Source organism: Streptomyces sp. WAC03905, assembly GCF_057371075.1.
Genome location: NZ_JBXYDZ010000003.1, coordinates 2557744 through 2580919 on the forward strand (window position 1 = coordinate 2557744; position 23176 = coordinate 2580919).

General features: G+C 72.1%; 19 protein-coding genes and 1 pseudogene. 4 read left to right on the top strand and 16 right to left on the bottom strand.

From position 1 onward, the window contains the following. Window positions 1-63: 63 nt before the first annotated feature. The 4 genes from AC2RP6_RS13815 to AC2RP6_RS13830 form a co-directional block, all read right to left on the bottom strand. Entirely contained in the window at window positions 64-2244 is a 2181-nt protein-coding gene (locus AC2RP6_RS13815) for a putative bifunctional diguanylate cyclase/phosphodiesterase (protein WP_486446491.1), read from the bottom strand. A gap of 386 nt (window positions 2245-2630) precedes the next feature. Beyond that, window positions 2631-4832, bottom strand: coding sequence for an NAD-dependent DNA ligase LigA (gene ligA, locus AC2RP6_RS13820; RefSeq protein ID WP_486446492.1), 2202 nt, complete (start codon window positions 4830-4832; stop codon window positions 2631-2633). 30 nt (window positions 4833-4862) lie between these two features. Beyond that, window positions 4863-5846: a methionine synthase gene (locus tag AC2RP6_RS13825; protein ID WP_486446493.1), complete on the bottom strand. Its 984-nt coding sequence runs from the start codon at window positions 5844-5846 to the stop codon at window positions 4863-4865. Beyond that, window positions 5843-6532 (bottom strand): SDR family oxidoreductase, encoded by a 690-nt coding sequence (locus AC2RP6_RS13830; RefSeq protein ID WP_486446494.1) that lies wholly within the window; start codon window positions 6530-6532, stop codon window positions 5843-5845. Before AC2RP6_RS13830 ends, AC2RP6_RS13825 begins: the two co-directional genes overlap by 4 nt. Window positions 6533-6815: 283 nt before the next feature. Between AC2RP6_RS13830 and AC2RP6_RS13835 the strand changes: the two genes are divergently transcribed. Then, on the top strand, window positions 6816-7073 hold the full coding sequence (locus tag AC2RP6_RS13835; RefSeq protein WP_486446495.1) for a hypothetical protein: 258 nt from the start codon (window positions 6816-6818) through the stop codon (window positions 7071-7073). Window positions 7074-7264: 191 nt separating this feature from the next. Here AC2RP6_RS13835 and AC2RP6_RS13840 read toward each other — a convergent pair whose 3' ends face one another. Continuing rightward, complete coding sequence (locus AC2RP6_RS13840; protein ID WP_486446496.1) at window positions 7265-7609, bottom strand: DUF1330 domain-containing protein; 345 nt, start codon at window positions 7607-7609, stop codon at window positions 7265-7267. A 493-nt stretch (window positions 7610-8102) separates the two neighbouring features. On the opposite strand from AC2RP6_RS13840, the gene AC2RP6_RS13845 reads away from it, so the two are divergent. Next, a complete protein-coding gene (locus AC2RP6_RS13845; protein WP_486446497.1) occupies window positions 8103-8231 on the top strand; it encodes a hypothetical protein in 129 nt (42 codons plus the stop codon). Between the two features lie 352 nt (window positions 8232-8583). Here the strand turns inward: AC2RP6_RS13845 and AC2RP6_RS13850 are convergent, their stop codons facing one another. Continuing rightward, a complete protein-coding gene (locus AC2RP6_RS13850) occupies window positions 8584-9612 on the bottom strand; it encodes a GlxA family transcriptional regulator (protein ID WP_486446498.1) in 1029 nt (342 codons plus the stop codon). 127 nt (window positions 9613-9739) lie between these two features. Between AC2RP6_RS13850 and AC2RP6_RS13855 the strand changes: the two genes are divergently transcribed. Next, window positions 9740-10663 (top strand): NADP-dependent oxidoreductase, encoded by a 924-nt coding sequence (locus AC2RP6_RS13855; RefSeq protein WP_486446499.1) that lies wholly within the window; start codon window positions 9740-9742, stop codon window positions 10661-10663. A 26-nt stretch (window positions 10664-10689) separates the two neighbouring features. Here the strand turns inward: AC2RP6_RS13855 and mnmA are convergent, their stop codons facing one another. Next, window positions 10690-11826, bottom strand: a complete 1137-nt coding sequence (mnmA, locus tag AC2RP6_RS13860) for a tRNA 2-thiouridine(34) synthase MnmA (protein WP_486446500.1) — start codon at window positions 11824-11826, stop codon at window positions 10690-10692. A 69-nt stretch (window positions 11827-11895) separates the two neighbouring features. Here mnmA and AC2RP6_RS13865 point away from each other — a divergent pair, with 69 nt between their 5' ends. Beyond that, the gene (locus AC2RP6_RS13865) at window positions 11896-12561 is read left to right on the top strand and encodes an N-acetylmuramoyl-L-alanine amidase (protein ID WP_486446501.1); all 666 of its coding nucleotides are present in this window, start codon (window positions 11896-11898) and stop codon (window positions 12559-12561) included. 13 nt (window positions 12562-12574) lie between these two features. On the opposite strand, the gene AC2RP6_RS13870 is transcribed toward AC2RP6_RS13865, so the two are convergent. From AC2RP6_RS13870 to AC2RP6_RS13910, 9 genes and pseudogenes are all read right to left on the bottom strand, one after another. After that, window positions 12575-13738, bottom strand: coding sequence for a cysteine desulfurase family protein (locus AC2RP6_RS13870; RefSeq protein ID WP_486446502.1), 1164 nt, complete (start codon window positions 13736-13738; stop codon window positions 12575-12577). A 106-nt stretch (window positions 13739-13844) separates the two neighbouring features. Then, complete coding sequence (locus tag AC2RP6_RS13875; protein ID WP_486446503.1) at window positions 13845-14699, bottom strand: thioesterase family protein; 855 nt, start codon at window positions 14697-14699, stop codon at window positions 13845-13847. Window positions 14700-14745: 46 nt separating this feature from the next. Continuing rightward, window positions 14746-15402, bottom strand: coding sequence for a trimeric intracellular cation channel family protein (locus tag AC2RP6_RS13880; RefSeq protein WP_486446504.1), 657 nt, complete (start codon window positions 15400-15402; stop codon window positions 14746-14748). Between the two features lie 306 nt (window positions 15403-15708). Next, window positions 15709-16815 carry an ABC transporter ATP-binding protein gene (locus tag AC2RP6_RS13885; protein WP_486446505.1) on the bottom strand — a complete coding sequence of 369 codons (1107 nt, stop codon included), beginning with the start codon at window positions 16813-16815 and terminating at the stop codon, window positions 15709-15711. Further along, window positions 16812-17937 (bottom strand): annotated as a pseudogene (locus AC2RP6_RS13890) (ABC transporter ATP-binding protein). The gene AC2RP6_RS13885 and the pseudogene AC2RP6_RS13890 overlap by 4 nt, the downstream one beginning before the upstream one ends. Beyond that, complete coding sequence (locus AC2RP6_RS13895) at window positions 17934-18932, bottom strand: ABC transporter permease (RefSeq protein WP_486446506.1); 999 nt, start codon at window positions 18930-18932, stop codon at window positions 17934-17936. Before AC2RP6_RS13895 ends, AC2RP6_RS13890 begins: the two are co-directional and overlap by 4 nt. Before the next feature lie 132 nt (window positions 18933-19064). After that, on the bottom strand, window positions 19065-20843 hold the full coding sequence (locus AC2RP6_RS13900) for an ABC transporter substrate-binding protein (protein WP_486446507.1): 1779 nt from the start codon (window positions 20841-20843) through the stop codon (window positions 19065-19067). 72 nt (window positions 20844-20915) lie between these two features. After that, a complete protein-coding gene (locus tag AC2RP6_RS13905) occupies window positions 20916-21911 on the bottom strand; it encodes an ABC transporter permease (RefSeq protein WP_486446508.1) in 996 nt (331 codons plus the stop codon). A gap of 464 nt (window positions 21912-22375) precedes the next feature. Next, window positions 22376-23116, bottom strand: a complete 741-nt coding sequence (locus AC2RP6_RS13910) for an enhanced serine sensitivity protein SseB C-terminal domain-containing protein (protein ID WP_486446509.1) — start codon at window positions 23114-23116, stop codon at window positions 22376-22378. Window positions 23117-23176 lie beyond the last annotated feature (60 nt).

Genomic DNA, 23176 nt, shown 5'->3' on the forward strand with positions numbered 1-23176 from the left:
ACCGGGCTCGTGCCCGACCCCGTTCCCGACCGTCGGCGGGGCGCCGGACGGGCCCGCCGGCGGTCAGACCGCGTCGGCCTCGGCCGCCGCCAGTTCCGCCGTGATGTCCGCGGGGCGGCGCCAGCCGCGTTCGCCGCGGGCCAGCAGCCAGGCCGTGGCCTCCTGCGGGGGCATGGCGGCGGCCACGAGCCATCCCTGTACGGCGTCGCAGCCCAGGTCCCGCAGCCGCTCCCAGGTCTCGTCGTCCTCGACGCCCTCCGCCACGACGAGGAGCCCGAGCGAGTGCGCCAGGTCCACGGTGCAGCGGACGATCTCCGCGTCCTGCGTGTCGACGGCCAGCCGGCCCACGAACGAGCGGTCGATCTTCAGCTCGCTGACGGGCAGGCGGCGCAGGTGGACGAGGGAGGAGTAGCCGGTGCCGAAGTCGTCCAGGGACATCTTCACGCCGTGCCCCGTGAGGCCGGCCATGGTGTCCGCCGCCCGCTGGGGGTCCTCCAGCAGGACGTGTTCCGTTATCTCCAGCTGCAGGCCGCTGGCCGGGACCCCGTGGCGGGCCAGCCGGGCGGCCACCGCGCCGGCGAAGCCGGGGGTGTGGACGTCGCGCGGCGAGACGTTGACGGCGACGGGGACCTTGAGGCCCTGCGCCCGCCAGCGGGCCACCTGGGCCAGGGCGGTCTCCAGCACGTACTCCGTCAGGTGCGGCATCAGCCCGGAGGTCTCGGCGATCGCGATGAACTCGTCGGGAGGCACCCGGCCGCGTTCCGGGTGGACCCATCGGACCAGTGCTTCGAGTCCGGCGACCTGTCCGTCGAAACGGACCTTCGGCTGGTAGTGGAGTTCCACTTCGCCCGCGTCGAGGGCTCTGCGGAGGTCGCCGAGGAGGCCCAGGCGGTCGGGGGTGTTGCTGTCGCGCTTGGACTCGTACACCTCCACGCCCGTGCGGTCCCGCTTGGCCTGGTACATCGCCACGTCCGCGCGCCGCAGCAGGCCCTCCGCGTCCAGCGCGTGGTCGGGGAAGACGGCGAGGCCGGCACTGGCCTCCAGGACGAGCGTGAGGCCGTCCAGGTCGAGGGGGGAGCTGAGCTCCGCGACCAGGTGGCGGGCGACGCGCTGGGCGCTGGTGGTGGAGTCGGTGACGGGGAGCAGGACGGCGAACTCGTCGCCGCCGAGGCGGGCGGCCTCCGCCTCCTCGGGCAGGGCCTGGCGCAGCCGGTCGGCGATCTGGAGGAGCAGCCGGTCGCCGGCCAGGTGGCCCAGGGTGTCGTTGACGGCGCGGAAGCGGTCCAGGTCGATCAGCACGAGGGCCGCCCGCGTGCCGAGACGTTCCGCCTCGTCCAAGGCGGACCAGGCGCGCTCCAGCAGCCACTGCCGGTTCGGCAGCCCGGTTAGCGGGTCCCGCAGCTGCTCCTCGGCGCGCGCCCGGGCGATCCAGAGGGTGGAGTCCAGCGCGATCAGCGGTACGGCGAACAGCGGCAGCAGCACCGGCCGGCTGACGGCGACGACGCAGATGAGGGGGGCGATGCCGAGCAGCGCGACCGCGACTAAGGCCTGTCGGAGCAGGGCGGTGCGGGCCACGGTGGGCAGCCCGCCGCCGCGCGGGGCCAGCGCGATCCACAGCAGGAGCCGGGTGGCCAGCAGGTAGGCGACGGCGACCAGGGCGATCTCGGGTACCGCGTCCAGCCCCCAGGCGGTGGGCGGCCAGGGGCTCTCGACGGAGGGCGTCTCGCCGAAGGCGGCGAGGACGAGGGCGCCGGCCCCGATGCCGAGGATGTCGACGGAGCCGTGGAGCAGGCCCTGCCGCCAGCGGTGCCGGCGGGCCGCGCCGACCAGCGAGACCACGGCCAGCGAGACCAGTCCGGCCGGCACCCAGCCGTAGAGGATGAGCACGCCGAGGGTGAGGGCGGCGCCCGATCCGGTGCCGCCCCACCAGCGGTCGCGGCCGAGGGCGACGAGGTGGCCGACGATGATGCCGGTGAGGAGGGCCAGTGCCCAGCCGACCGGCCCGCCGGGGAAAAGGGCGTGACGGCCGTTCAGGGCGGACGCGACGCCGGTGGTGAGGACCGCGACCGCGAGACCCACGACGAGGAAGGGCAGCACGCCGCGCCGCCCCTGCCCGCCCTCACCGGTGACGACCGGTCGGGTCTCCGGCGTCCTGGCACCCAGGAGACCGAGCCTGCCCGCCCGCATGGACGGGATGTCCCCGCCGAATTCAGGTGACGGGTCGGCGCTTTCGGTGGGTTTCATGCCCGTACCTCTCACAGCCGGCGATGCCGATGTCACGCGATGGCCCCGATGTCATGCCACCACGGCCGAAATCGCATCCCGCAGCCGTGCACGACAGGCGCACACCTCAACAGTAGGACGCGGGAGGCTCCCAGGGGCAGCGGTCGGCAGTGGTTGCCCGAATGCGACCCAGCCATCCTCATCAGTACGGTATCCGCCGAACGGGTGAGTTTGGACCGGGGCCCCCAGTCACCCGTCCGATGATCCGACAGGTCACCGCCCTGCGACCAGCCTTGTACCGGCCGTTTACCACCGTCCGCCGCGCCTGGCGTGCGCCCGCCCGTACGGCCGCACGCCTCGCATCCGTTCGCCTCTGCTACTCCCCCTCGGGGATTGCCCCGCGGGTCCTACTCCCCTTCGGCGGCGCCGTCCACCGGGAGCGCGGCCTCGCGGGCCGCGTCCGGGCCCTGCTCCAGCAGTACGGCGAATCCGGCGTCGTCGAGGACGGGCAGCTTCAACTGGACCGCCTTGTCGTACTTCGAGCCGGGGTTGTCGCCGACCACGACGAAGGAGGTCTTCTTCGAGACGGATCCGGTCACCTTGGCGCCGCGGCTCTGCAGGGCCTCCTTGGCGCCGTCCCGCGTGTGGCTCTGCAAAGTACCGGTGACGACGACGGTCAGGCCCTCCAGAGGACGCGGCCCCTCCTCCTCGGCGGAACCTTCCTCCTCCATCCGCACCCCGGCCGCACGCCACTTGCGCAGGATCTCCTGGTGCCAGTCGACCGCGAACCACTCCTTGAGGGAGGCGGCGATGATCGCCCCGACCCCGTCGGTCGCGGTCAGCTGCTCCTCGGTCGCCGCCTCGATCGCCGCGATGGACCGGAACTCACGGGCAAGGGCCTCGGCCGCGACCGGGCCGACGTGGCGGATGGACAGGCCGTTGATGACGCGGGCGAGCGGACGGTCCTTGGCGGCGGCGATGTTCTCCAGCATCGCCAGGGCGTTCTTCTTCGGCTCGCCCTTCTGGTTGGCGAAGACCCTGACGATCTTCTCCTCGCCGGTCTTCGGATCGCGCTTGGGCAGGCCGCTGTCCGGGTCGAGGACGTAGGCCTTGATGGGCAGGAGCTGTTCGATGGTCAGGTCGAAGAGGTCGCCCTCGTCGAGCAGGGGCGACTGCGCCGGCTCCAGTGGGCCGGTCAGGGCGGCCGCCGCGACGATGCCGAAGTTCTCGATGTCCAGGGACTGCCGGCCGGCGAGGTAGTAGATCCGCTCCCGCAACTGGGCCGGGCAGGTTTGGCCGTTGGGGCACCGGACGTCGATGTCCCCCTCCTTCATGGGGCGCAGGGCGGTCCCGCAGGCGGGGCACTCGGCCGGCATCTCGAACTCCCGCTCGGTGCCGTCCCGCAGGTCCACCACGGGCCCGAGGATCTCGGGGATGACGTCGCCCGCCTTGCGCAGGACCACGGTGTCCCCGATGAGCACGCCCTTGGCCTTGACGACCTCCTGGTTGTGCAGGGTGGCGAACTCGACCTCGGAGCCCGCCACCGTCACGGGCTCGACCTGCGCGTACGGGGTCACGCGGCCGGTGCGCCCGACGCCGACCTTGATGTCGATCAGCTTGGTGTTGACCTCTTCGGGCGCGTACTTCCAGGCGATCGCCCAGCGCGGGGCCCGGGCGGTGGAGCCCAGGCGCCCCTGGAGCGCGATCTCGTCGAGCTTGACGACGACGCCGTCGATCTCGTGCTCCACCGAGTGCCGGTTCTCCCCGAACTCGGTGATGAAGGCCCGGACCTCGGCCAGGGAGGACAGCACCTTGTTGTGCCGGGCGGTGGGCAGGCCCCACTCGCGCAGCAGCTCGTACGCCTGCGACTGGCGCTCGATCTCGAAGCCCTCGCGGGCGCCGATGCCGTGGACGACCATGTGCAGCGGGCGGCTCGCCGTGACCTTCGGATCCTTCTGGCGCAGCGAACCGGCCGCGGCGTTGCGCGGGTTGGCGAAGGGCTTGCCCTCCGCCGCGACGAGTCTCGCGTTGAGCTCCTCGAACTTCTCCATCGGGAAGTAGACCTCGCCGCGGATCTCGACGAGCGCCGGGATCCGGTCGCCGGACAGACGGTCGGGGATGTCGGCGATGGTGCGGACGTTGGGCGTGATGTCCTCACCGGTGCGGCCGTCGCCGCGGGTGGCCGCCCGGGTGAGCCGGCCGTTCTCGTAGGTGAGGTTGACGGCGAGGCCGTCCACCTTCAGCTCGCACAGGTAGTGGTAGTCGGAGGTGCCCGCGTCCCGGGCCACCCGCTCGGCCCAGGCGGACAGTTCCTCGTCGTCGAAGGCGTTGTCGAGGGAGAGCATGCGCTCGCGGTGCACGACGGACGCGAAGTCCGTCTCGTACGCCCCGGCCACCTTCTGGGTGGGCGAGTCGGGCGTGCGCAGCTCGGCGTACTGCTCCTCCAGCGCCTCCAGCGAACGCAGCAGCTTGTCGAACTCGGCGTCGCTGACGACCGGCTGGTCGTTGACGTAGTACCGGAAGCGGTGCTCCTCGACCTGCTCGGCCAGCAGCTGGTGCTGTTCGCGCACCGCTGCCGGTACTGCCGTGTCCTGCTGTTCGGCTGCCATGCCGTGTCCTCCCGTGGCCCGTCCCGACCGTCACTCAGGGTTGTCGGCGAGCGACCTCGCCGCTCTGGCGCAATGCGCCTGCGCCGCGCGGGCGTAGGCGGGCGACGCGCCCGCCAGACCGCACGAGGGGGTGACCACGACGGACTCCGCGAGAGTCCCCGGGGCCAGCCCCAGCCTGCGCCAGAGCTTCCTGACACCCATGACGCTACCGCCCGGGTCCGACAACGGGCCGTCGGTACCCGGCACCACTCCGGCGAACAGTTTCGTACCGCCTTCGACGGCCTCCCCCACGGCGTCGTCCTCGCGCTCCGTGAGCAGGGAGAAATCGAACGACACCCCTGTGGCACCGGCCCGGCGCAACAGCCCGAAGGGCACCTCGGGGGCGCAGGAGTGGACGACGACCTCGCCGTCGTGGACGGCGAACAGGTCGCGCAGCGCCCCCTCGACGACCTGCCGGTCCACGGCCCGGTACGTGCGGTAGCCGCTCGCGGAGCGGACCCGGCCGAGCAGCACGGCCGTCAGGGACGGCTCGTCGAGCTGGAGCACGACCTCGGCGCCGGGGATCCGCTTGCGCACGTCGGCCAGGTGCTCGCGCAGGCCTTCGGCGAGCGATCCGGCCAGGTCCCGGCAGGCGCCGGCGTCCTGCAGCATCGCCTCGCCGCCGTGCAGCTCCAGGGCGGCGGCGAGCGTCCAGGGCCCGACGGCCTGGACCTTGAGCCGGCCGGTGTAGCCCTGGGTGAACTCCTCCAGCGCGTCCAGGTCCTCGCCCAGCCAGGACCGGGCCCGGCGCGTGTCGCGTCCGGGCCGGTCGCCGATCCGCCAGCCGCTGGGTTCCACGTGCGCGTACAGGTCGACGAGCATCCCGGCCGAGCGGCCGATCATGTCCGCGCCGGGACCGCGGGCGGGCAGCTCGGGCAGGTACGGGAAGTCCTCGAAGGAGCCGGTCGCGGTCTTCGCGGCCTCGCGGGCGTCGCCGCCCGGCAGCGAGCCGACGCCGGTCGCTCCCGCGCTCATCGGCCGGGCCTCACGGACAGGTCGTTGACCTCGGCGTCGCGGGGCAGGTCGACGGCCATGACGATGGTGGTCGCCACCGACTCGGGGTCGATCCAGTCGGCGGGGTCGTAGTCCTTGCCCTCCTGGGAGTGCACCTTGGCCTGCATGGGGCTGGCGGTGCGGCCCGGGTAGACGGAGGTGACGCGGACGCCGTTGGCCCGCTCCTCGCCGCGCAGGGAGTCGGCGAGCGCCTTCAGGCCGTGCTTGGAGGCCGCGTACGCGCTCCAGTCGGCGTGCGCGGCGAGGCCGGCGCCGGAGTTCACGAAGACGACGGTGGCCTTGGAGGCGCGCAGGGTGGGCAGCAGCAGCCGGGTCACCTCGGCGGGGGCGACCAGGTTCACGTTGAGCTGCTGGTGCCAGGTCTTGGGGCGCAGCTCCCCCACCGGTCCGAGGTCCACGATGCCGGCGATGTGCAGCAGCGAGTCGATGCGCTCGGGGATCGCCTGCTTGGAGAAGGCCCAGGAGAGGCGGTCGGGATCGGCGAGGTCGCCCACGAGGGCCCGGGATCCGGGGTAGCGCTCGACGAGCTGCTTGCCGCGGGCGGCGTCACGGGCCAGGAGGACGAGGTCGTCGCCGCGGGCGTGCAGACGGTTCGCGACGGCGGCGCCGATGCCGGAACCGGCACCGGTGATCAGGTGAGTAGCCATACCGCCATGCTCGCAGGTCCCGCAGGCCGCGGAGGGCGAAGCCCCCGGGCCGCCGCCGACCCCGCGGACCCGCCGCGATCGGCTCACCCGCCCCCGGCGGCGCGGTACGCCTCGCGGACCACCGTACGGGGCGCCGCGCCGAGGAGCGGTCCGCCGCTCGGCCCGGGCCGGGACCCCGGCGTCCCGGCCGCTGGCAGCCCGCGGGAACCGTTCCACAGCCCCCGCCCGGTCCGCGGTGGCGGCGGGCGGGAGGCGGCGCGCAGCGGCCGCCGGATGCCCGTCCGTGCTCCGTCCAGCGGTCGGGAACTCCACGGTCCGGTCCGGCCACCGCTACCACGGCGGCCGGCGGACCGGGATCCGCCCGCTCCTCGTCGTCCGGCTCCGGCGCCGGGCCGGGGTGCACCGCGGCCTCGGGCTGCTCCTGCGGAGCGAGGCCGCGGTGGGCGCGCAGCCCGCTCTGGCCGCCGTAGAGCCGACGCACCTCCCGGCCGGGCCAGGCGTGCCGCAACAGCTCCAGCCCGGCGGCCCGGGTGCGCAGTGAGGCGGAAGGCCCCTCCGACGCGAAGAACAGCAGGAGCCCGCGAGAGGTGTCCGCGAGGACACCCGCCTCGACCGAGCCGTCGGCGTACCGGCTGTCCTCGTTCGCATGGGCGCGCGGGCCCGGGATCGCCCCTCCGGCAGGTCGAGGTCCCGGGCCACCGCGCCGTACGACGAAGGTGGCCCGGTCGCCCATCAGAGGCCGGCTTCGGCGCGCAGGGTCGCGGCCGTCTTCGAGGCGTCGTAGTCGGCCGGAACGCCCTCGACCAGGACCGCCTCGCCCGCTATGTGGCGCGTGCGCAGCGGGAGGATGGCCTGGTAGGCCTCGGAGGCGTACCAGGCGCGGGCCCGCTCGATGTCGGGGAAGCCGATGACGACGACGGTGCCGGGGAAGGGGCCCTCCAGGACCTCGACCTGCTGGCCGTGCACGAGGAAGCGGCCGCCGAAGGGGTCCATCGTCGACTGGATGGCCTCGATGTAGGTGAGGACGTCCTCGTGCATGGTCTCGGGGCGGAGGTGGGCGATGGCGTACGCGGTCATGGTCTGCTCCCCTGTCGGTACCGAACCGGTCCGCCGGTGCGGCCCGTTGGTCCGATCCTGTCAGCGGGCGGCGGCGGTGGCGATTACCTCCGGGGTAAGGAACTTCCTGGGCGGAGCTGCCCCGTTCGGCGGCGCCGCCGGACGCGCTTCCGCTTCAATGGCACCCATGGAACTCCGCGAGAAATGTCCGTGGGCAGCGAGTAACCACAGGCCCGGCACGGCTTCCGCGCGGGGCGAGTGCACCTGGGCCGCCCCGTGCCCCCACCGCGCACTGTGGAGCGTGCGGGTCAGCGCCGCCGGCGGCGAGAGTTGGTGGGCCGCCTGCGCGGATCACGCGGCCGCGTCGCCGGTCCTGTCATCCGACTCTGCCCGCTAGATCCCGCGTGCGGCCCGGCCCCGGCGCAGGGGGCGGGGTGGGAGGCGAGAGTGGGGAGATCACCCGAACCGCCATGGTGGGCGTGCCGTGCAAGCGGCGATGTGACCGTCCTGCCCCGTGGCGATCCCCGACAGCGATGCCCTGCGCATCGAGAGGCCGATCACCGCCGCCGGCCGGTCCTACGTGTTCGAGCACCTGCCCACCATCGGCCACGCTTCGGACTACCGCGACTACGCCGGGGGCTGAATGTCACGTGCACCTGGAACGACGAGCGCGGGCAATCCAACCTGTGGGCCGGGTGGGATACCTGGTGGGGCAAGCCCAGGAAGCCGATGGACGGGGGCGGCCCGTAAACCTCCGTGGATCAGGAGGGTCGCGTGTCGATGGCGCGATCGATGGTGAACACATGCGCCGAGAGTTCTCCGTCCGGCAGTCTTCTCACCGTCCATCCGACGGAAATCGGGGCCTCCGGAGCACTCGTCGAGTCACCCAGGGCCCAGGGCTAGACGAGGAACAGGCTCCACGCAGGGCGCGGGCACTCTCCCGAAAGAACTGATCGTGTACGTCTTTCCCCCACGCCGCCCGCACATCTCCGGGGTCATGCCGGGGCGGTGGGCTGGAAGGTGCGGCGGTAGGCGATCGGGGAGACGCCGAGGGACGCGCGCATGTGCTGGCGCAGGGAGTTGGCGGAGCCGAAGCCGGACCGGTGGGCCACCAGGTCGACGGGGAGGTCGCTGGACTCCAGCAGGTGCCGGGCCGTCTCCAGGCGTTGGGCGGTGAGCCACTGCACCGGGGTCATGCCGACCTCGTCGCGGAAGCGCCGGGTGAAGGTGCGCAGGCTCATCCGGGCGTGGGCGGCGAGTTCGGCGAGGCTGACCGGTTCGGCGAGGCGCTCCAGGGCCCAGGCGCGGGTGGCGGTGGTGGTGGCGACGGTGGGTTCGGGGACCGGGCGGTCGATGAACTGGGCCTGGCCGCCGTCGCGCCAGGGCGGTACGACGCACATGCGGGCGGCCCGGTTGGTGACGGCCACGCCGTGGTCGCGGCGGATCAGGTGCAGGCACAGGTCGACGCCGGCGGAGACCCCGGCGGAGGTCAGGACGTCGCCGTCGTCGACGAAGAGGACGTCCTCGTCGATGCGGACCCGGGGATAGGCGCGGCGGAACTCCTCGGCGAGGTTCCAGTGGGTGGTGGCGGGGCGGTCGTCGAGGAGTCCGGCGGCGGCGAGCACGTAGGAGCCGGAGCAGATGGACACCAGGCGGGTCCCGGGGCGGATGCCGGCGATGGCGGCGGCGACGGCGGGCGGCAGCGGGCCGCCGTCGGCCAGCTCGGGCATGGCGTGGGTGGGCGGGACGATCACGGTGTCGGCGGTGGCGAGGGCCTCGGGCCCGGCGGCCGGCTGGAGGGTGAAACCGGAGTCGCTGGACACGGGGGCGCCGTCGGCGGTGCAGACGACGACCTCGTAGAGATCCCGGCCGTCGTCGTCCACGGCACTGCCGAAGACCCGCGAGGGTATGCCCAGCTCGAACGGGGGGAAGCCTGGCAGGGCCAGCACCGCGACCAGGTGCCGGCCGTCCGCGCCGCTCCCGCGGGGGGTCGCTTCCCCGGTGTGCTCCTCGAATTCACCCATGGCCAGATCCTGTCACATAGTGGCCAAACGGCCAACACCACGGGGGCGCGCGGTGCCCGAATCTGGAACACGTCGCCGGGAAACACCCCGGTACCTGACGCAAACGGATGGAATGAGGCGGACTGAGATGCGCGCGATCGTCGTCAACGAGTGGGGCGGCCCCGAGAACCTGGTCGAGCGGGAGATCGAGCGGCCGGAGCCGGGTCTGGGCGAGGTCCTCGTCCGGGTCCACGCGGCGGGCGTCAACCCGGTCGACTGGAAGACCCGCGCCAGCGGCGCCCTGATCGCCTGGGGCGAGACCCCGATCGTGGGCTGGGACGTCTCCGGCACCGTCGAGGCGGTCGGCCCCGGCGTGACCCTCTACGCCCCCGGCGACGAGGTCTACGGCATGCCGCACTTCCCGCGCCAGGCGGGCGGCTACGCGGAGTACGTGGTGGCCCCGGCGCGGCACTTCGCCCGCAAGCCCGCCTCCCTCGACCACGTGCAGGCGGCGGCGCTGCCGCTCGCGGCGCTCACCGCCTGGCAGGCCCTGGTGGACACCGCGGGCGTCACGCCCGGCCAGCGGGTGCTCGTGCACGCGGCGGCCGGCGGCGTCGGGCACCTGGCGGTGCAGATCGCCAAGGCGCGCGGTGCGTACGTGATCGGAACGGCCAGCGCGGCCAAGCACGACGTGCTGCGCGGGCTGGGCGCCGACGAGCTGATCGACTACCGCTCGGTGGACTTCGCCGAGGCGGTCGCGGACGTCGACGTCGTGCTGGACGCGCTGGGCGGCGACACCGCCGAGCGCAGCCTGAAGGTCCTCAAGCCCGGTGGGCACCTGGTGTCGCTGCCCGGTCCGGACGACGTCCCCGCGGACGCCGACGGGGTCAACGCCTCCTGGGTGCTGGTCGACCCCGACCTCAAGGGCCTGGAGGCCATCGCGGACCTCGCGGACAAGGGTCTGCTGAAGCCGCTGGTCGAGACGGTGCTGCCGCTCGCCGACGCCGCCCGCGCCCACGAGATCGGCGAGCAGGGCCGGACCACCGGCAAGATCGTCCTGACGGTGGTCTGACCGGCGGCGGTCGCCGTCCCCGCCCGTCAGGCGGTGGCGGCGGCCGCGGCGCGCGTCGTCGTCGCGATGGTGGCGGAGCCGACCACGCGCGTGCCGTCGTAGAGCACGATCGCCTGGCCGGGGGCCACGCCCCGGACGGGCTCGGTGAAGGAGACGCGCAGCTCGCCGTCCACGACCTCGGCGAAGACCTCGGTCTCGCCGCCGTGGGCGCGCAGCTGGGCGGTGTAGGTGCCCGGGGCGGCCGCCTCGGCGCCGCACCAGCGGGGCCGGATCGCGGTGAGGGCGCTGACGTCGAGGGCCTCGACGGGGCCGACGGTGACGGTGTTGTTCACCGGGGAGATGTCGAGGACGTAGCGCGGCTTGCCGTCGGGGGCCGGGTGGCCGATCCGCAGGCCCTTGCGCTGGCCGATGGTGAAGCCGAAGGCGCCCTCGTGGGTGCCGACCTTCTCGCCGGACTCGTCGACGATGTCGCCCTCGGCCCTGCCCAGGCGGTGTGCGAGGAAGCCCTGGGTGTCGCCGTCGGCGATGAAGCAGATGTCGTGGCTGTCGGGCTTCTTGGCGACGGCCAGGCCCCGCTCCTCGGCCTCGGCGCGGATCTCTTCCTTGGTGGTGAGCGTGTCGCCGAGCGGGAAGAGGGCGTGGGCGAGCTGCTTCTCGTCGAGGACGCCGAGGACGTAGGACTGGTCCTTGGCCATGTCGGAGGCGCGGTGCAGCTCGCGGGAGCCGTCCTCCTTCAGCACGACGGTCGCGTAGTGGCCGGTGCAGACGGCGTCGAAGCCGAGCGCGAGGGCCTTGTCGAGCAGGGCCGCGAACTTGATCTTCTCGTTGCAGCGCAGGCAGGGGTTCGGGGTGCGCCCGGCCTCGTACTCGGAGATGAAGTCCTCGACGACGTCCTCGCGGAAGCGCTCGGCGAGGTCCCACACGTAGAAGGGGATGCCGATGACGTCGGCGGCGCGGCGGGCGTCGCGGGAGTCCTCGATGGTGCAGCAGCCCCGGGCGCCGGTCCGGAAGGACTGCGGGTTCGCGGAGAGTGCGAGGTGGACGCCGGTCACGTCGTGCCCGGCTTCGACGGCGCGGGCGGCGGCGACGGCGGAGTCCACTCCGCCGGACATGGCGGCCAGGACGCGAAGGGGGCGGTCGGTGCGCGGCAGGTTCTCAGTCATAGCACCGTCCAGGGTACGGGGGAACCGAGCGGGGTCACAGCGCGTTGTCGGGTCAGGGGGGTGGATCACATGACCGAGCAGGGGAACGCGGGATCGAAGCCGAGGAGCCGCACGCGCAGGGCCGTGCTGTTCGGCGGGCTCGGCGTGGTCGCCGCGGCGGCGGTCGCCGGGCGGGACGAGATCCGGCGCGGGTACTGGCTGCTGCCCGGGGTGGCCAAGCCGCGCAAGGAGGGCGAGATCGACCACGCGGGCGCGGGCTGGACCGCGGCCTCCCCGGCGAACTGGCGGATGGCGGACCGGCCCGACGACTACCGCGTGGACCGGATCGTCGTGCACGTCACGCAGGGCGGCTTCCAGTCGTCGGTGGACGCCTTCAAGAACCCGTGGCACAAGGCCTCGGCGCACTACATAGTCCGCGGCGACGGACACGTGGAGCAGATGGTGCGCGAGCTGGACGTGGCCTTCCACGCCGGGAACCGCTCGATGAACGAGCGCAGCGTCGGCATCGAGCACGTCGGCTTCGTGGACCGGCCGAAGGACTTCACGGACGCCCTGTACGCGGCGTCGGCGCGGCTGGCGGCCGACATCTGCCGCCGCTACGACTTCCCGGCGGACCGCAAGCACATCGTCGGGCACTCGGAGGTGCCGGGCGCCGACCACACGGACCCGGGCGCCCACTGGGACTGGGACCGCTACCTGCGCATGGTCCGGGAGGCCCTGGCCGCTGCGGCCTGAGCCTCCCGCACGCTCAGCTGAGGCCCGCGGTCCGGGCCCGCTCCACCGCGGGTCCGATGGCCGCGGCGAGGGCGGCGACGTCCTCCTTGGTGGAGGTGTGGCCGAGGGAGAAACGCAGGGTGCCGCGGGCCAGTTGCGGGTCGGTGCCGGTCGCCAGCAGGACGTGGCTGGGCTGCGCGACGCCCGCGGTGCAGGCCGAGCCGGTGGAGCACTCGATGCCCTGGGCGTCGAGCAGGAGCAGGAGGGAGTCGCCCTCGCAGCCGGGGAAGCTGAAGTGGGCGTTGGCCGGCAGCCGCTCTTCGGGGTCGCCTCCGAGGACGGCGTCGGGCACGGCCGCGAGGACGGCGCCGACGAGCTCGTCGCGCAGGGCGCCGATCTCGGCGGCGAACTGCTCGCGCCGCTCGGCGGCGAGGACGGCGGCCACGGCGAAGGCGGCCACGGCGGGCACGTCGAGGGTGCCGGAGCGGACGTGCCGCTCCTGCCCGCCGCCGTGCAGCACGGGTACGGGGCTCTGGTCGCGGCCGAGGAGCAGGGCTCCGATGCCGTAGGGGCCGCCGATCTTGTGGCCGCTGACGGTCATGGCGGCGAGGCCGCTGTCGCCGAAGTGGACGTCGAGCTGCCCGAAGGCCTGGACGGCGTCGGAGTGCAGCGGGATGCCGGCCTCTCGGGCGACGGCGGCCAGTTCGCGGACCGGCATGACGGTGCCGATCTCGTTGTTGGCCCACATGACGGTGGCCAGGGCGACGTCGTCCGGGTCGCGCTCGACGGCCTCGCGGAACGCGTCGGGGTGCACGCGCCCGTGGCGGTCGACGGGCAGGTAGTCGACCTGGGCGCCTTCGTGCTCGGCGAGCCAGTGCACGGCGTCGAGGACGGCGTGGTGTTCGACGGGGCTGGCGATGACCCTGGTCCGGCCGGGGTCGGCGTCGCGCCGGGCCCAGTAGAGCCCCTTGACGGCGAGGTTGTCGGCCTCCGTACCGCCGGCGGTGAAGACCACCTCGCTGGGGCGGGCTCCGATCGCCTCGGCGAAGGCCTCGCGGGCCTCCTCGACGGTGCGGCGGGCCCGGCGGCCGGCGGCGTGCAGGGAGGAGGCGTTCCCCGTGGCGGCGAACTGCGCGGTCATCGCCGCGGCGGCCTCCGGCAGCATGGGGGTGGTGGCGGCGTGGTCGAGGTAGGCCATGATCCCCCGATTCTACGAGCCCGTGCGCGCCCCTCCGCCCGGCGGGACCCCGATCCGGCCGGGGGCGCGGGACCGGCGGGTCCACGGCTCCCCGGCCGGGCGGGCGTCACATGCGCAGGGCTCGCGCGAGCTGGCGGGACTGCGCGACCAGGTGGTCGGTGGAGTCCCAGACCTCGGCGTCCTCCTCCAGGAAGCCACCGGCCAGGTTCCGGGTGGTGATGGCGATCCGCAGCGGGCCCGGGGCGGGGCGGCGGCGGACGTGCGTGGTGAGTTCCACCGTCGGGGTCCAGGCCACCAGGCCGAGGTCGAAGGCGGTCGGCGGCAGCGCGTCCACCGCCAGGAGCAGGGAGAGCGGGTCCGCGTCGCGGCCGTCGGCCAGTTCGAACCAGGCCCGCATCTCGCCCTTGCCGGAGGGCGCGCCGACGGCCCAGCCGGCGGTCGCCGGATCCAGGCGCAGCCGGAGCCGGTCCACGATGGCGGAGCTGCCGGGGATCGGCGCGGGGCCGGCCTCCGGGCCGACGCAGTTCTCGTAGGTGGGCATGAGCGGCGGTACCGCGACCGTGCGCACGTCGTCCGGCAGGGCGGCGAGGTCGCCGTAGGAGGCGAGGACGCGGATCCGCTCGACCTCGTTTCCGTGCTCGTCGAACTGGAGGAGCGAGGCCTGCCCGGTGGAGAGGGTGCGGCCGACCCGGACGACCTCGGTGCGGATCACGGCGGGGCCGGGCACGGAGGAGGTCAGGTAGTGCGCGGACACCGTGAAGGGGTCCGGGTGCGGGAGGGCCGCGGACAGGGCCCGGCCCACCAGGGCCAGCAGGTATCCGCCGTTGACGGCGGCGATGATCGTCCAGCCAGCGGAGAGCTCCGCGTCGTAGACGCCCGGTTCGCCCGCGCGCTCGGTGATGGCGGTGTCGCGGTCGAACTCGCTGTCGCCGATGGATGCCTGGGCAGCTGCAAATGACATGGAACGACGGTACACCCGCTTGCTACTAAGCGGTAGCTTTCTCTTGTTACGGCTCTTCGGCCACCGAGGAGCGCCGGTTCCAGGCCAGCGGTGCCCGCCAGTGGTAGCGCATGGCGAGGAGCCGCAGGACGAAGGTGGTCACGATCGCCAGGCCCGTGGTGAGGGCGTTGAGGGAGTCCAGGGCGATCGAGACCGCGACCATCGCGGCGCCGACGGTGGCGGGCACGGCGTACATCTCGCGGTCGCGCAGCAGCGAGGGGACCTCGTTGACCAGCACGTCGCGCAGGACGCCGCCGCCGACCGCCGTGGCGAGGCCCAGCGCGGCGGACGCGGTCAGACCGAGGCCGTACTCGTAGGCCTTGGTCGTGCCGGTCACGCAGAACAGCGCGAGGCCGGCGGCGTCGAAGACGTTGATGGCCCGGTTGATCCGCTGGACCTCGGGGTGCAGGAAGAAGACGATCGCGGCGGCGATCAGCGGGGTGACGAAGAAGCTCAGCTCGCCGAAGGCGGCCGGCGGGACGGCGCCGATGACCAGGTCGCGGAAGAGGCCGCCGCCCAGGGCGGTGACCAGGGCGAGGACGGCGATGCCGAAGACGTCGAAGTTCTTGCGGACGGCGAGCAGGGCGCCCGCGGTGGCGAAGACGTAGATGCCGGCGAGGTCCAGCGCATGCTGGACCCCGGGCGGGAAGAGATCGTGGAGCACCGGGCCATTGTCGCCTGTGGCGGGCGGGGCGGAATGCGAGGCTCCGCGGCCGCGGCCGGATGCGGATGCCGGTGCGGATGCGGGTACCGGTGCGGGCCGGATCCGTGGCGCGGCCCCGGGCCCCGGGGCGCTCCGCACGGCGGCGCGGGTTGGGTAGGTGCCGTGCGGCGGCGTTGCGGGGGCTCTGCCCCCGGGCCCCCGCGCCTCAAACGCCGGCGGGGCTGGATTGTGCCGGGCGGGGCCCGGAACGGGCAGGCCGGGATACGGGGGGATACGGGCGGGCCGTTGCGGCCCGCCCGCTTCCGGTCAGTCCGTCGCCGTCGTCACCGCGTCCGCCGCGCCCGGGAGGGGCTTGTCGCCCGGGGCCTGGTCGGGGGCGTTCTCCGGGTGGTGGCAGGCCACCTGGTGGCCGGTCTTCAGCGCCAGCAGCGGGGGCTCCTGCGTCGCGCAGATCTGCGTCGCCTTCCAGCACCGCGTGTGGAAGCGGCAGCCGCTCGGCGGGGAGATCGGGGACGGCACGTCGCCCTTGAGCAGGATGCGGCCGCTCTTGGCGCCGCGCCGCCTGGGGTCCGGCACCGGCACGGCCGACATCAGGGCCGCGGTGTAGGGGTGCATGGGCTCCCCGTACAGCGATTTGTTGTCGGCGAGCTCGACGATCTTGCCGAGGTACATCACCGCGATGCGGTCCGAGACGTGCCGGATGACCGACAGGTCGTGCGCGATGATCACGTAGGTGAGGCCGAGTTCCTCCTGGAGGTCGTCCAGCAGGTTCACCACCTGGGCCTGGATCGAGACGTCCAGCGCCGAGACGGGCTCGTCGGCGACGACCAGCTTCGGCTTGAGCGCCAGGGCCCGCGCGATGCCGATGCGCTGGCGCTGGCCGCCGGAGAACTCGTGCGGGTAGCGGTTGTAGTGCTCGGGGTTGAGGCCGACGAGCGACAGCAGCCGCTGGACCTCCGCCTTGAGCCCGCCCTCCGGGGTGACGTTCTGCAGCTTGAACGGGGCGCTGACGATGGTGCCCACCGTGTGGCGCGGGTTCAGCGAGCCGTACGGGTCCTGGAAGATCATCTGCACGTCGCGGCGCAGCGGGCGCATCCCCGCCACGCCCAGGTGCGTGATGTCCTTGCCCTCGAACTCGATCGTGCCGCCGGTCGGTTCGAGCAGCCGCGTGATCAGCCGTCCCATGGTCGACTTGCCGCAGCCGGACTCGCCCACGATGCCGAGGGTCTCACCGCGCCGGACGTCGAAGTCGAGGCCGTCGACGGCCTTGACCGCGCCGGACTGCCGGCGCAGCAGCCCCTTGGTGATGGGGAAGTGCTTGGTCAGGCCGGTGACCTTGAGCAGCGGCTCGGGAGAGTCCGTGGCCTGCGCCGGAAGGGTGACGGCCGGATCCGTCTTCTGGGTGTCGGTCACAGCTTCGGCGCAATCTCTTCGGTCCAGATCCGGGTCCGCTCGTCCTGCGACATGTGGCAGGCGGACCAGTGGGGGGTGCCGTCCTGCCCGGTGTCCTCCTGCGCCGTGCAGCTCGGGGCGCACGGTGCGGGTGACGTTGCCCTTGGGCACGTCTGCGTACGGGCAGCGCGGGTTGAAGGCACAGCCGCTCGGGATGTTGATGAGGCTGGGCGGCGAGCCCTTGACCGGGATGAGGCGCTCGGTCTGCTCGCGGTCGATGCGCGGCATCGACCCCAGCAGTCCCCAGGTGTAGGGGTGGCGGGGCTCGTAGAAGACCTTCTCGGCGGTGCCCCGCTCGACGCACCGGCCGCCGTACATCACGAGGAGTTCGTCGGCCATCTCCGCGACCACGCCGAGGTCGTGCGTGATCATGATGACCGCGGAGCCGAACTCCTTCTGGAGGTCCCGGATCAGGTCGAGGATCTGGGCCTGGACGGTGACGTCCAGGGCGGTCGTCGGCTCGTCCGCGATGAGCAGTTCGGGGTTGTTGACGAGCGCCATCGCGATCATCGCGCGCTGGCGCATGCCGCCGGAGAACTCGTGCGGGTAGCTGTCGAACCGCTTGTGCGGCTCGGGGATGCCGACGCGGTCGAGGAGCTCGACGGCCCGCTTGCGGGCGGCCTTCTTGTCGACCTTGTGGTGGACCCGGTACGCCTCGGAGATCTGCTTGCCGACGGTGAAGTACGGGTGCATCGCGGACAGCGGGTCCTGGAAGATCATCGCGATCTCCCGGCCGCGCAGCCGGCGCACCTCGTCCTCGTCCGCGGAGAGCAGCTCCTTGCCGTCGAGCCAGATCTCGCCGGAGATCCGGGCCCGCTGGCGGCCGTACTGGCCCACGCGGTGCAGGCCCATGATCCCCAGCGAGGTGACCGACTTGCCGGAGCCGGACTCGCCCACGATGCCGAGGGTCTTGCCCTTCTCCAGCGTGAAGGAGAGGCCGTCGACCGACTTGACCAGGCCGTCCTCGGTCGGGAAGTGCACCTTGAGGTCGCGGACCTCCAGGAAGGCGGTGGCGGGCGGCGACCCGTCGTAGGGCTGGTGGGGCGCTGCGGTCTCTCCGGTCGTGGTCGTCCGGTCGGTCATGACAGCCTCACTCGGGGGTCGATCACCGCGTACAGGAGGTCAACGATGAGGTTCGCGGCGACGACGAAGAACGCGGAGATCAGGGTGATGCCCAGGATGACCGGGAGGTCGTGCTCGCTGATGGCGCGCACCGCGCTGTAGCCCAGTCCGTGCAGCGAGAACGTGTACTCGGTCAGGACCGCGCCGCCCATCAGGGCGCCGAGGTCGAGGCCCAGGACGGTCAGGATCGGCGTCATCGTGGAGCGCATGGCGTGCTTTCCGATGACGACGGGTTCCGTCAGGCCCTTGGCGCGGGCGGTGCGGATGTAGTCCTCGTTGAGGACTTCGAGCATGGTCGCGCGCGTGAGCCGCGCGTACATCGCCGCGTAGAGGAAGGCGAGCGAGACCCACGGCAGGACCATGCCGTTGAACCACTTGCCCGGATCGTCGGCGAAGGTCGCCTCCGGTCGTCCGAACCAGCCCAGCTGGTCGGAGAAGAGGGCGATGACGAGCATGCCGGTGAAGTAGATGGGGAGGGAGACGCCGGCGAGGGCGACGCCCATGGCCGAGCGGTCCAGGACGGTGCCGCGCTTGAGTGCGGACACCACGCCGGTGGCGACACCGCCGGCGACCCAGAGCACCACGGCGCCCAGGGCCAGGGAGAGGGTGACCGGCAGCCAGTCCAGCAGCAGCGGCCAGACCTCCTGCTCGGTCTTGAAGGAGTATCCGAAGCAGGGCGCGGCGCATTGCGTGACGTCGGAGCCGTTGGCGTACGTGCGACCCGCCACCAGCCCGACGACGAACTTGCCGAACTGGACGAGGATCGGGTCGTCGAGACCCATCTTCTGCCGGATGCCCTCGATGGCGATGGGGTCGGACTGCTTGCCCACGAAGTACAGGGCGGGGTCCGTTCCGATCAGCTTCGGGAACAGGAAGAAGATTCCGAAGGTCACCAGCGTGATGACCAGCAGCATGACGAGGACGGCGAAGATCCGTCGGATGAGGTATGCAAGCACTGCGCTCGGCCTGGCTGCGGCCCGGGGGCGCCCCCTTCTGGAGAGCGCCCCCAGGCCCCAACCGCGGCCATCACCTGCCCTTCGTGCCTAGCGGGTGTGGCACTGGAACACTGGAACTGGACTGATGGACCGTTACTTCACGACACCGAGGGACGCGTAGTCGTAGCGGCCGTTGTAGGCGTCGGTGGTGTAGGCGTTCGTCAGCCGGGTGCTGCGCCAGGTGATCGTCTTGTCGTAGACGAAGGGCAGGTAGACCGCGGCCTCGGAGACCTTCTGGTTCATCTGCTTGTAGATGTCGCCGGCCTTGGCCGGGTCGGTCTCCGCGATGGCCTGGTCGAACAGGGCGTTGATCGCCGGGTCGTTCAGCTCGGAGAAGTTGTTGTTACCGCTCTGCAGGATGAAGCGGCCGTCGACCAGCGGCTGGGAGAAGCCCTGCCCGGTCGGGAAGTCGGCGCCCCAGCCCATGATGATGATGCCGTAGCCCTTCTCCTTGACGACCTTCGGCGAACCGATGATGCCGGAGGTCTGAGCGCCGTCGAACTGGTCGACGTCGGCCTCGATGCCGACCTGCTTGAGGGCGTTCTGGAGGGAGACGGCCGTGGCGACCTCGACCGGCTTGTTGTTGCGGACGGCGATGGTGGTCTTGAAGCCGGTCTCCTTGCCGCAGGCCTTGAGGGCTTCCTTGGCCTTGTCGACGTTGGGCTTGCCGTCGTTCTTCAGGACCTCGTACGGGTCGTACTTGGCGTCCGAGCCCTTGATGCCCAGCGGGAGCATGTTGGGGGCGATGTCGCCACCGGCCTGCGGGCCGCCGCGGGCGGTCTGCAGGGACTTCTTGTCGGCCGCGTAGATGACGGCCTTGCGGCACTCGATGTTGTCGAACGGCGCGACGGTCTGCGGCATGACCGCGTACCGGATGAAGCCGGTCTGACCGTTGTCGAGGTTGCCCTTGTGGTCCTTCAGCGCGGTGGCGCGGGCCGCCTGGCCGATGCCGGTCGCGTTGATGTCGACGTCGAACTCGCCGTTCATCAGGCGCTTGTCCATGTCGTCCGCGTTCGCCATGAACGTGACCGAGATGGTGTCCGGGAGCGCCTTGCGGATGGTGTCCGACTCGGGCTTGTAGTTCGCGTTGCGCGAGAGCTTCATGCTCTTGTTCGGCTCGTACGAGTCGATCTTGTACGGGCCGTTCGAGAAGGGCTTGAGGCCGTACTTGGCGGCCGTGTCCTTGTCCTGCTTGACCGGGCTCGCCGCGGGCATCGCCAGCATCTGCTCGAAGTCGCCGTTGGGCGCCGGGAGCTTGAAGACGATGGTCTTCGCGTCCGGGGTCTCGATCGCCTTCAGGCCGAGCTTGTCCGGCGCGGTGTCCTTGTACGGGCCGGGGTACTCGGTCTTCGGGTCGAGGACCTGCTGGAGGTAGACCGGACCGCCGGAGATGACGTCCTGCGCCCAGGTGCGCTCGATGCCGTACTTGATGTCCTGGGCGGTGACGGGCGAGCCGTCCTCCCAGGTCACGTTGTCCTTGAGGGTGTACTTGTAGGTCTTGCCGCCGTCGCTGATCTCGGCCTTGGCGGTGGCGAGGTCCGGGACGAGCTCGGTGCTCTCCTTGCCGGGGCCGGGCTTGAAGCTGACCAGCTGGCGCGTGTAGTAGCGGGCGAAGTCCCACATGAAGCCGTAGTAGCCGCGCTGCGGGTCCCACGAGTCGGCGTCCTGGGTACCGACGAACTTCAGCTCGCCGCCCTTCTTGTCCGACGCGTTGGCGACCTTGTCGATGCCCGCGTTGAAGCCGCCGCCGGAGGCCGCGCCCTTGTCGTCCTTGTTGTCGGCCCCGCCACAGGCGGTCGCGGTGAGCATGGCCGCGAGCACGACGGCCGTGCCGGCGGCAAGTCTGCGCTTCGACGTGCGATGGGTAGTCACGATGCTCGCAACCCTCCGTTGTAGTTCCGGTGTACGTACGGCACGAGGCCGGTCTGGTTTGCCCTGCGGTGGCTAGCGGGAGCCCTTCGGGTCGAGGGCGTCACGGACGCCGTCGCCGAAGAGGTTGAAGGCCAGCACGGTGATGAAGATCGCTACGCCGGGGAAGATCATGAAGAGCGGATCGTCCTCGTAGGTCCGCACGGCCGTGGCGAGGGTCTCCCCCCAGGACGGCGTGGGCGGCTTGACGCCGACTCCGAGGAAGCTGAGGGCCGCCTCGGTCAGCACGTTGGTGGGGATCATCAGCGTCGCGTAGACCGTGATGGGCGCCACCAGGTTCGGGAGCAGTTCGCGGAAGAGGATGTAGAAGCGGCCCGCGCCGAGGCTGCGTGCGGCTTCGACGTACTCGCGTTCGCGCAGCGAGAGGGTCTGGCCCCGGACGATCCGGCCGATGTAGGGCCAGCCGAAGAAGCCGATCACCAGCACCAGGACGGCGATGCGCAGGCCCGAACCCTCGAACCCCCAGAGCTTGTTGGGGATGACGGAGATCAGCGCGATGATGAAGAGCAGCTGCGGGAAGGCCAGCAGCAGGTCCATGACCCGGCTGATGGCCGCGTCGACCCAGCCGCCGAAGTAGCCAGCGACGATGCCGAAGAAGGTGCCCAGCGAGACCGCCACGAAGGCGGACAGGAAGGCCACCAGGAGCGAGATCCGGGCGCCGTAGACGATGCGGCTGAAGACGTCGCGGCCGTTGACCGGTTCGACGCCGAGCAGGAAGTCGCCGCTCATGCCGCCCCAGTCGCCGAGCGGGAGGCCCAGCAGCGGGTCGAGGAGGTCCTCGTGGAGCTCCTCGGGCGGGTGGCCGAACGCCTTGACGATCAGCGGCGCGAAGATCGCGACGACGATCAGCAGGAGCACGATGACACCGCCGGCCAGGGCGACCCTGTCGCGCTTCAGGCGCAGCCAGGCGATCTGCCACGGCGAGCGCCCCTCGATCGCCTTCTGCGGAACGTCGGGGGCGGCCACGGCTGCGGGCTCGGCCGCGCTGGTGTCGTGCAGTGGTGCCGTCATCGTGGTGGGGACCCCTCTCGGCCGACGGTGGCCGGCCCATGCCCGCCGCTGTGGCGGCTTGGTTCAATCGGCGTCGCTGGTGGTGCGATTGGCGAGAAATGTGCCGGAAGCGCACGTGAAGAGCTGGTGCTTGCGAGATGGACCGGCCTTCGGTGGGGGGAGTCTTCAACGCCCTCTCAACCACCCGCCAGACCCCCCGGGGATGTGATGCGCAACCGTGATCTGCGCCTACACCTTCCGTTATCCGAACCGCCAGACCTGTTGAGCGGTGAAACACCGCATGTTCGGCGCGGAACGGACATCCGGCCCAACTGCCCTTTCGGGCGCGGATCTTGGTCGTATTCAGTGGATATGCCGAAGGCCGCACCGATGGGTCCGGTGCGGCCTTCGAGACGGATGTCTCAGGATGCGGATCTGGTGCCGGAGGTCCGCGCAGCGCTGCGGGACCGCCCCGGCGGGGCGGGTCAGTACGTCGGCGCCTGGCCCTCGCGGTCGTAGAAGGGGCGGGTCTGGGCCCGCAGCCACATCGCGACGGGATCGTGCTCGTCCGCCAGCGCGACCGTGCACACCGGGACGCCCTCGGGGACCGCCCCGACCGACTGGCGCATCATCTCCCGTACGGATTCCAGCGCGGGCGCGGAGGCGTCGTACAGGTCGAGGCCGACCGCGAGGTAGGGGGACCCGAGCGCGGGCTGCACCCAGGCGCGGCGCAGCGACCGTACGGCCGGGGTGCGGTGCGCGTGCTGGGTCAGCAGCCCGTAGAACTGCGGGAGCTCGATGCTGGGCTCGGACAGCCGCAGCGGGCCCGCCGGCATCCGGTCCAGGCCGGTCGCGACGCGGCGCAGGTCCGCCCACGGCACGCCGAGGCCGCCGCCCTGGGCGTGCGGGTTGAGCCACAGCCCCCAGCGGTCCGGGTACAGGGCGCGGGCGATGTCCCGCCCGGTGACCACCTCGTAGCCCCGGTGCCAGCCGCTCGCGGCCAGCTCCTGGGGGGAGGTGACGCAGGGCGCGTAGCCGAGGCCGTCGACCTCCATGCCTCCGTACTGGGCGTCCGGGGACCCCGGCTGCCCCTGCCAGAGCAGCATCCACAGCCGGCCCTCGGAGAGGGCGTGCAGCAGTGACTCGTAGCTCTCGTAGCGCCCGGGGGTCACCTGGCGCATCATGTGCTCGACCTGCCCGGCCGCGGCCGTGCCTGACGCACTCACCCGGTACCCCTCTTCGTCCGCCCGTCGCTCCACGCGTGCCTTCACCCGGGCCCGCGCTCA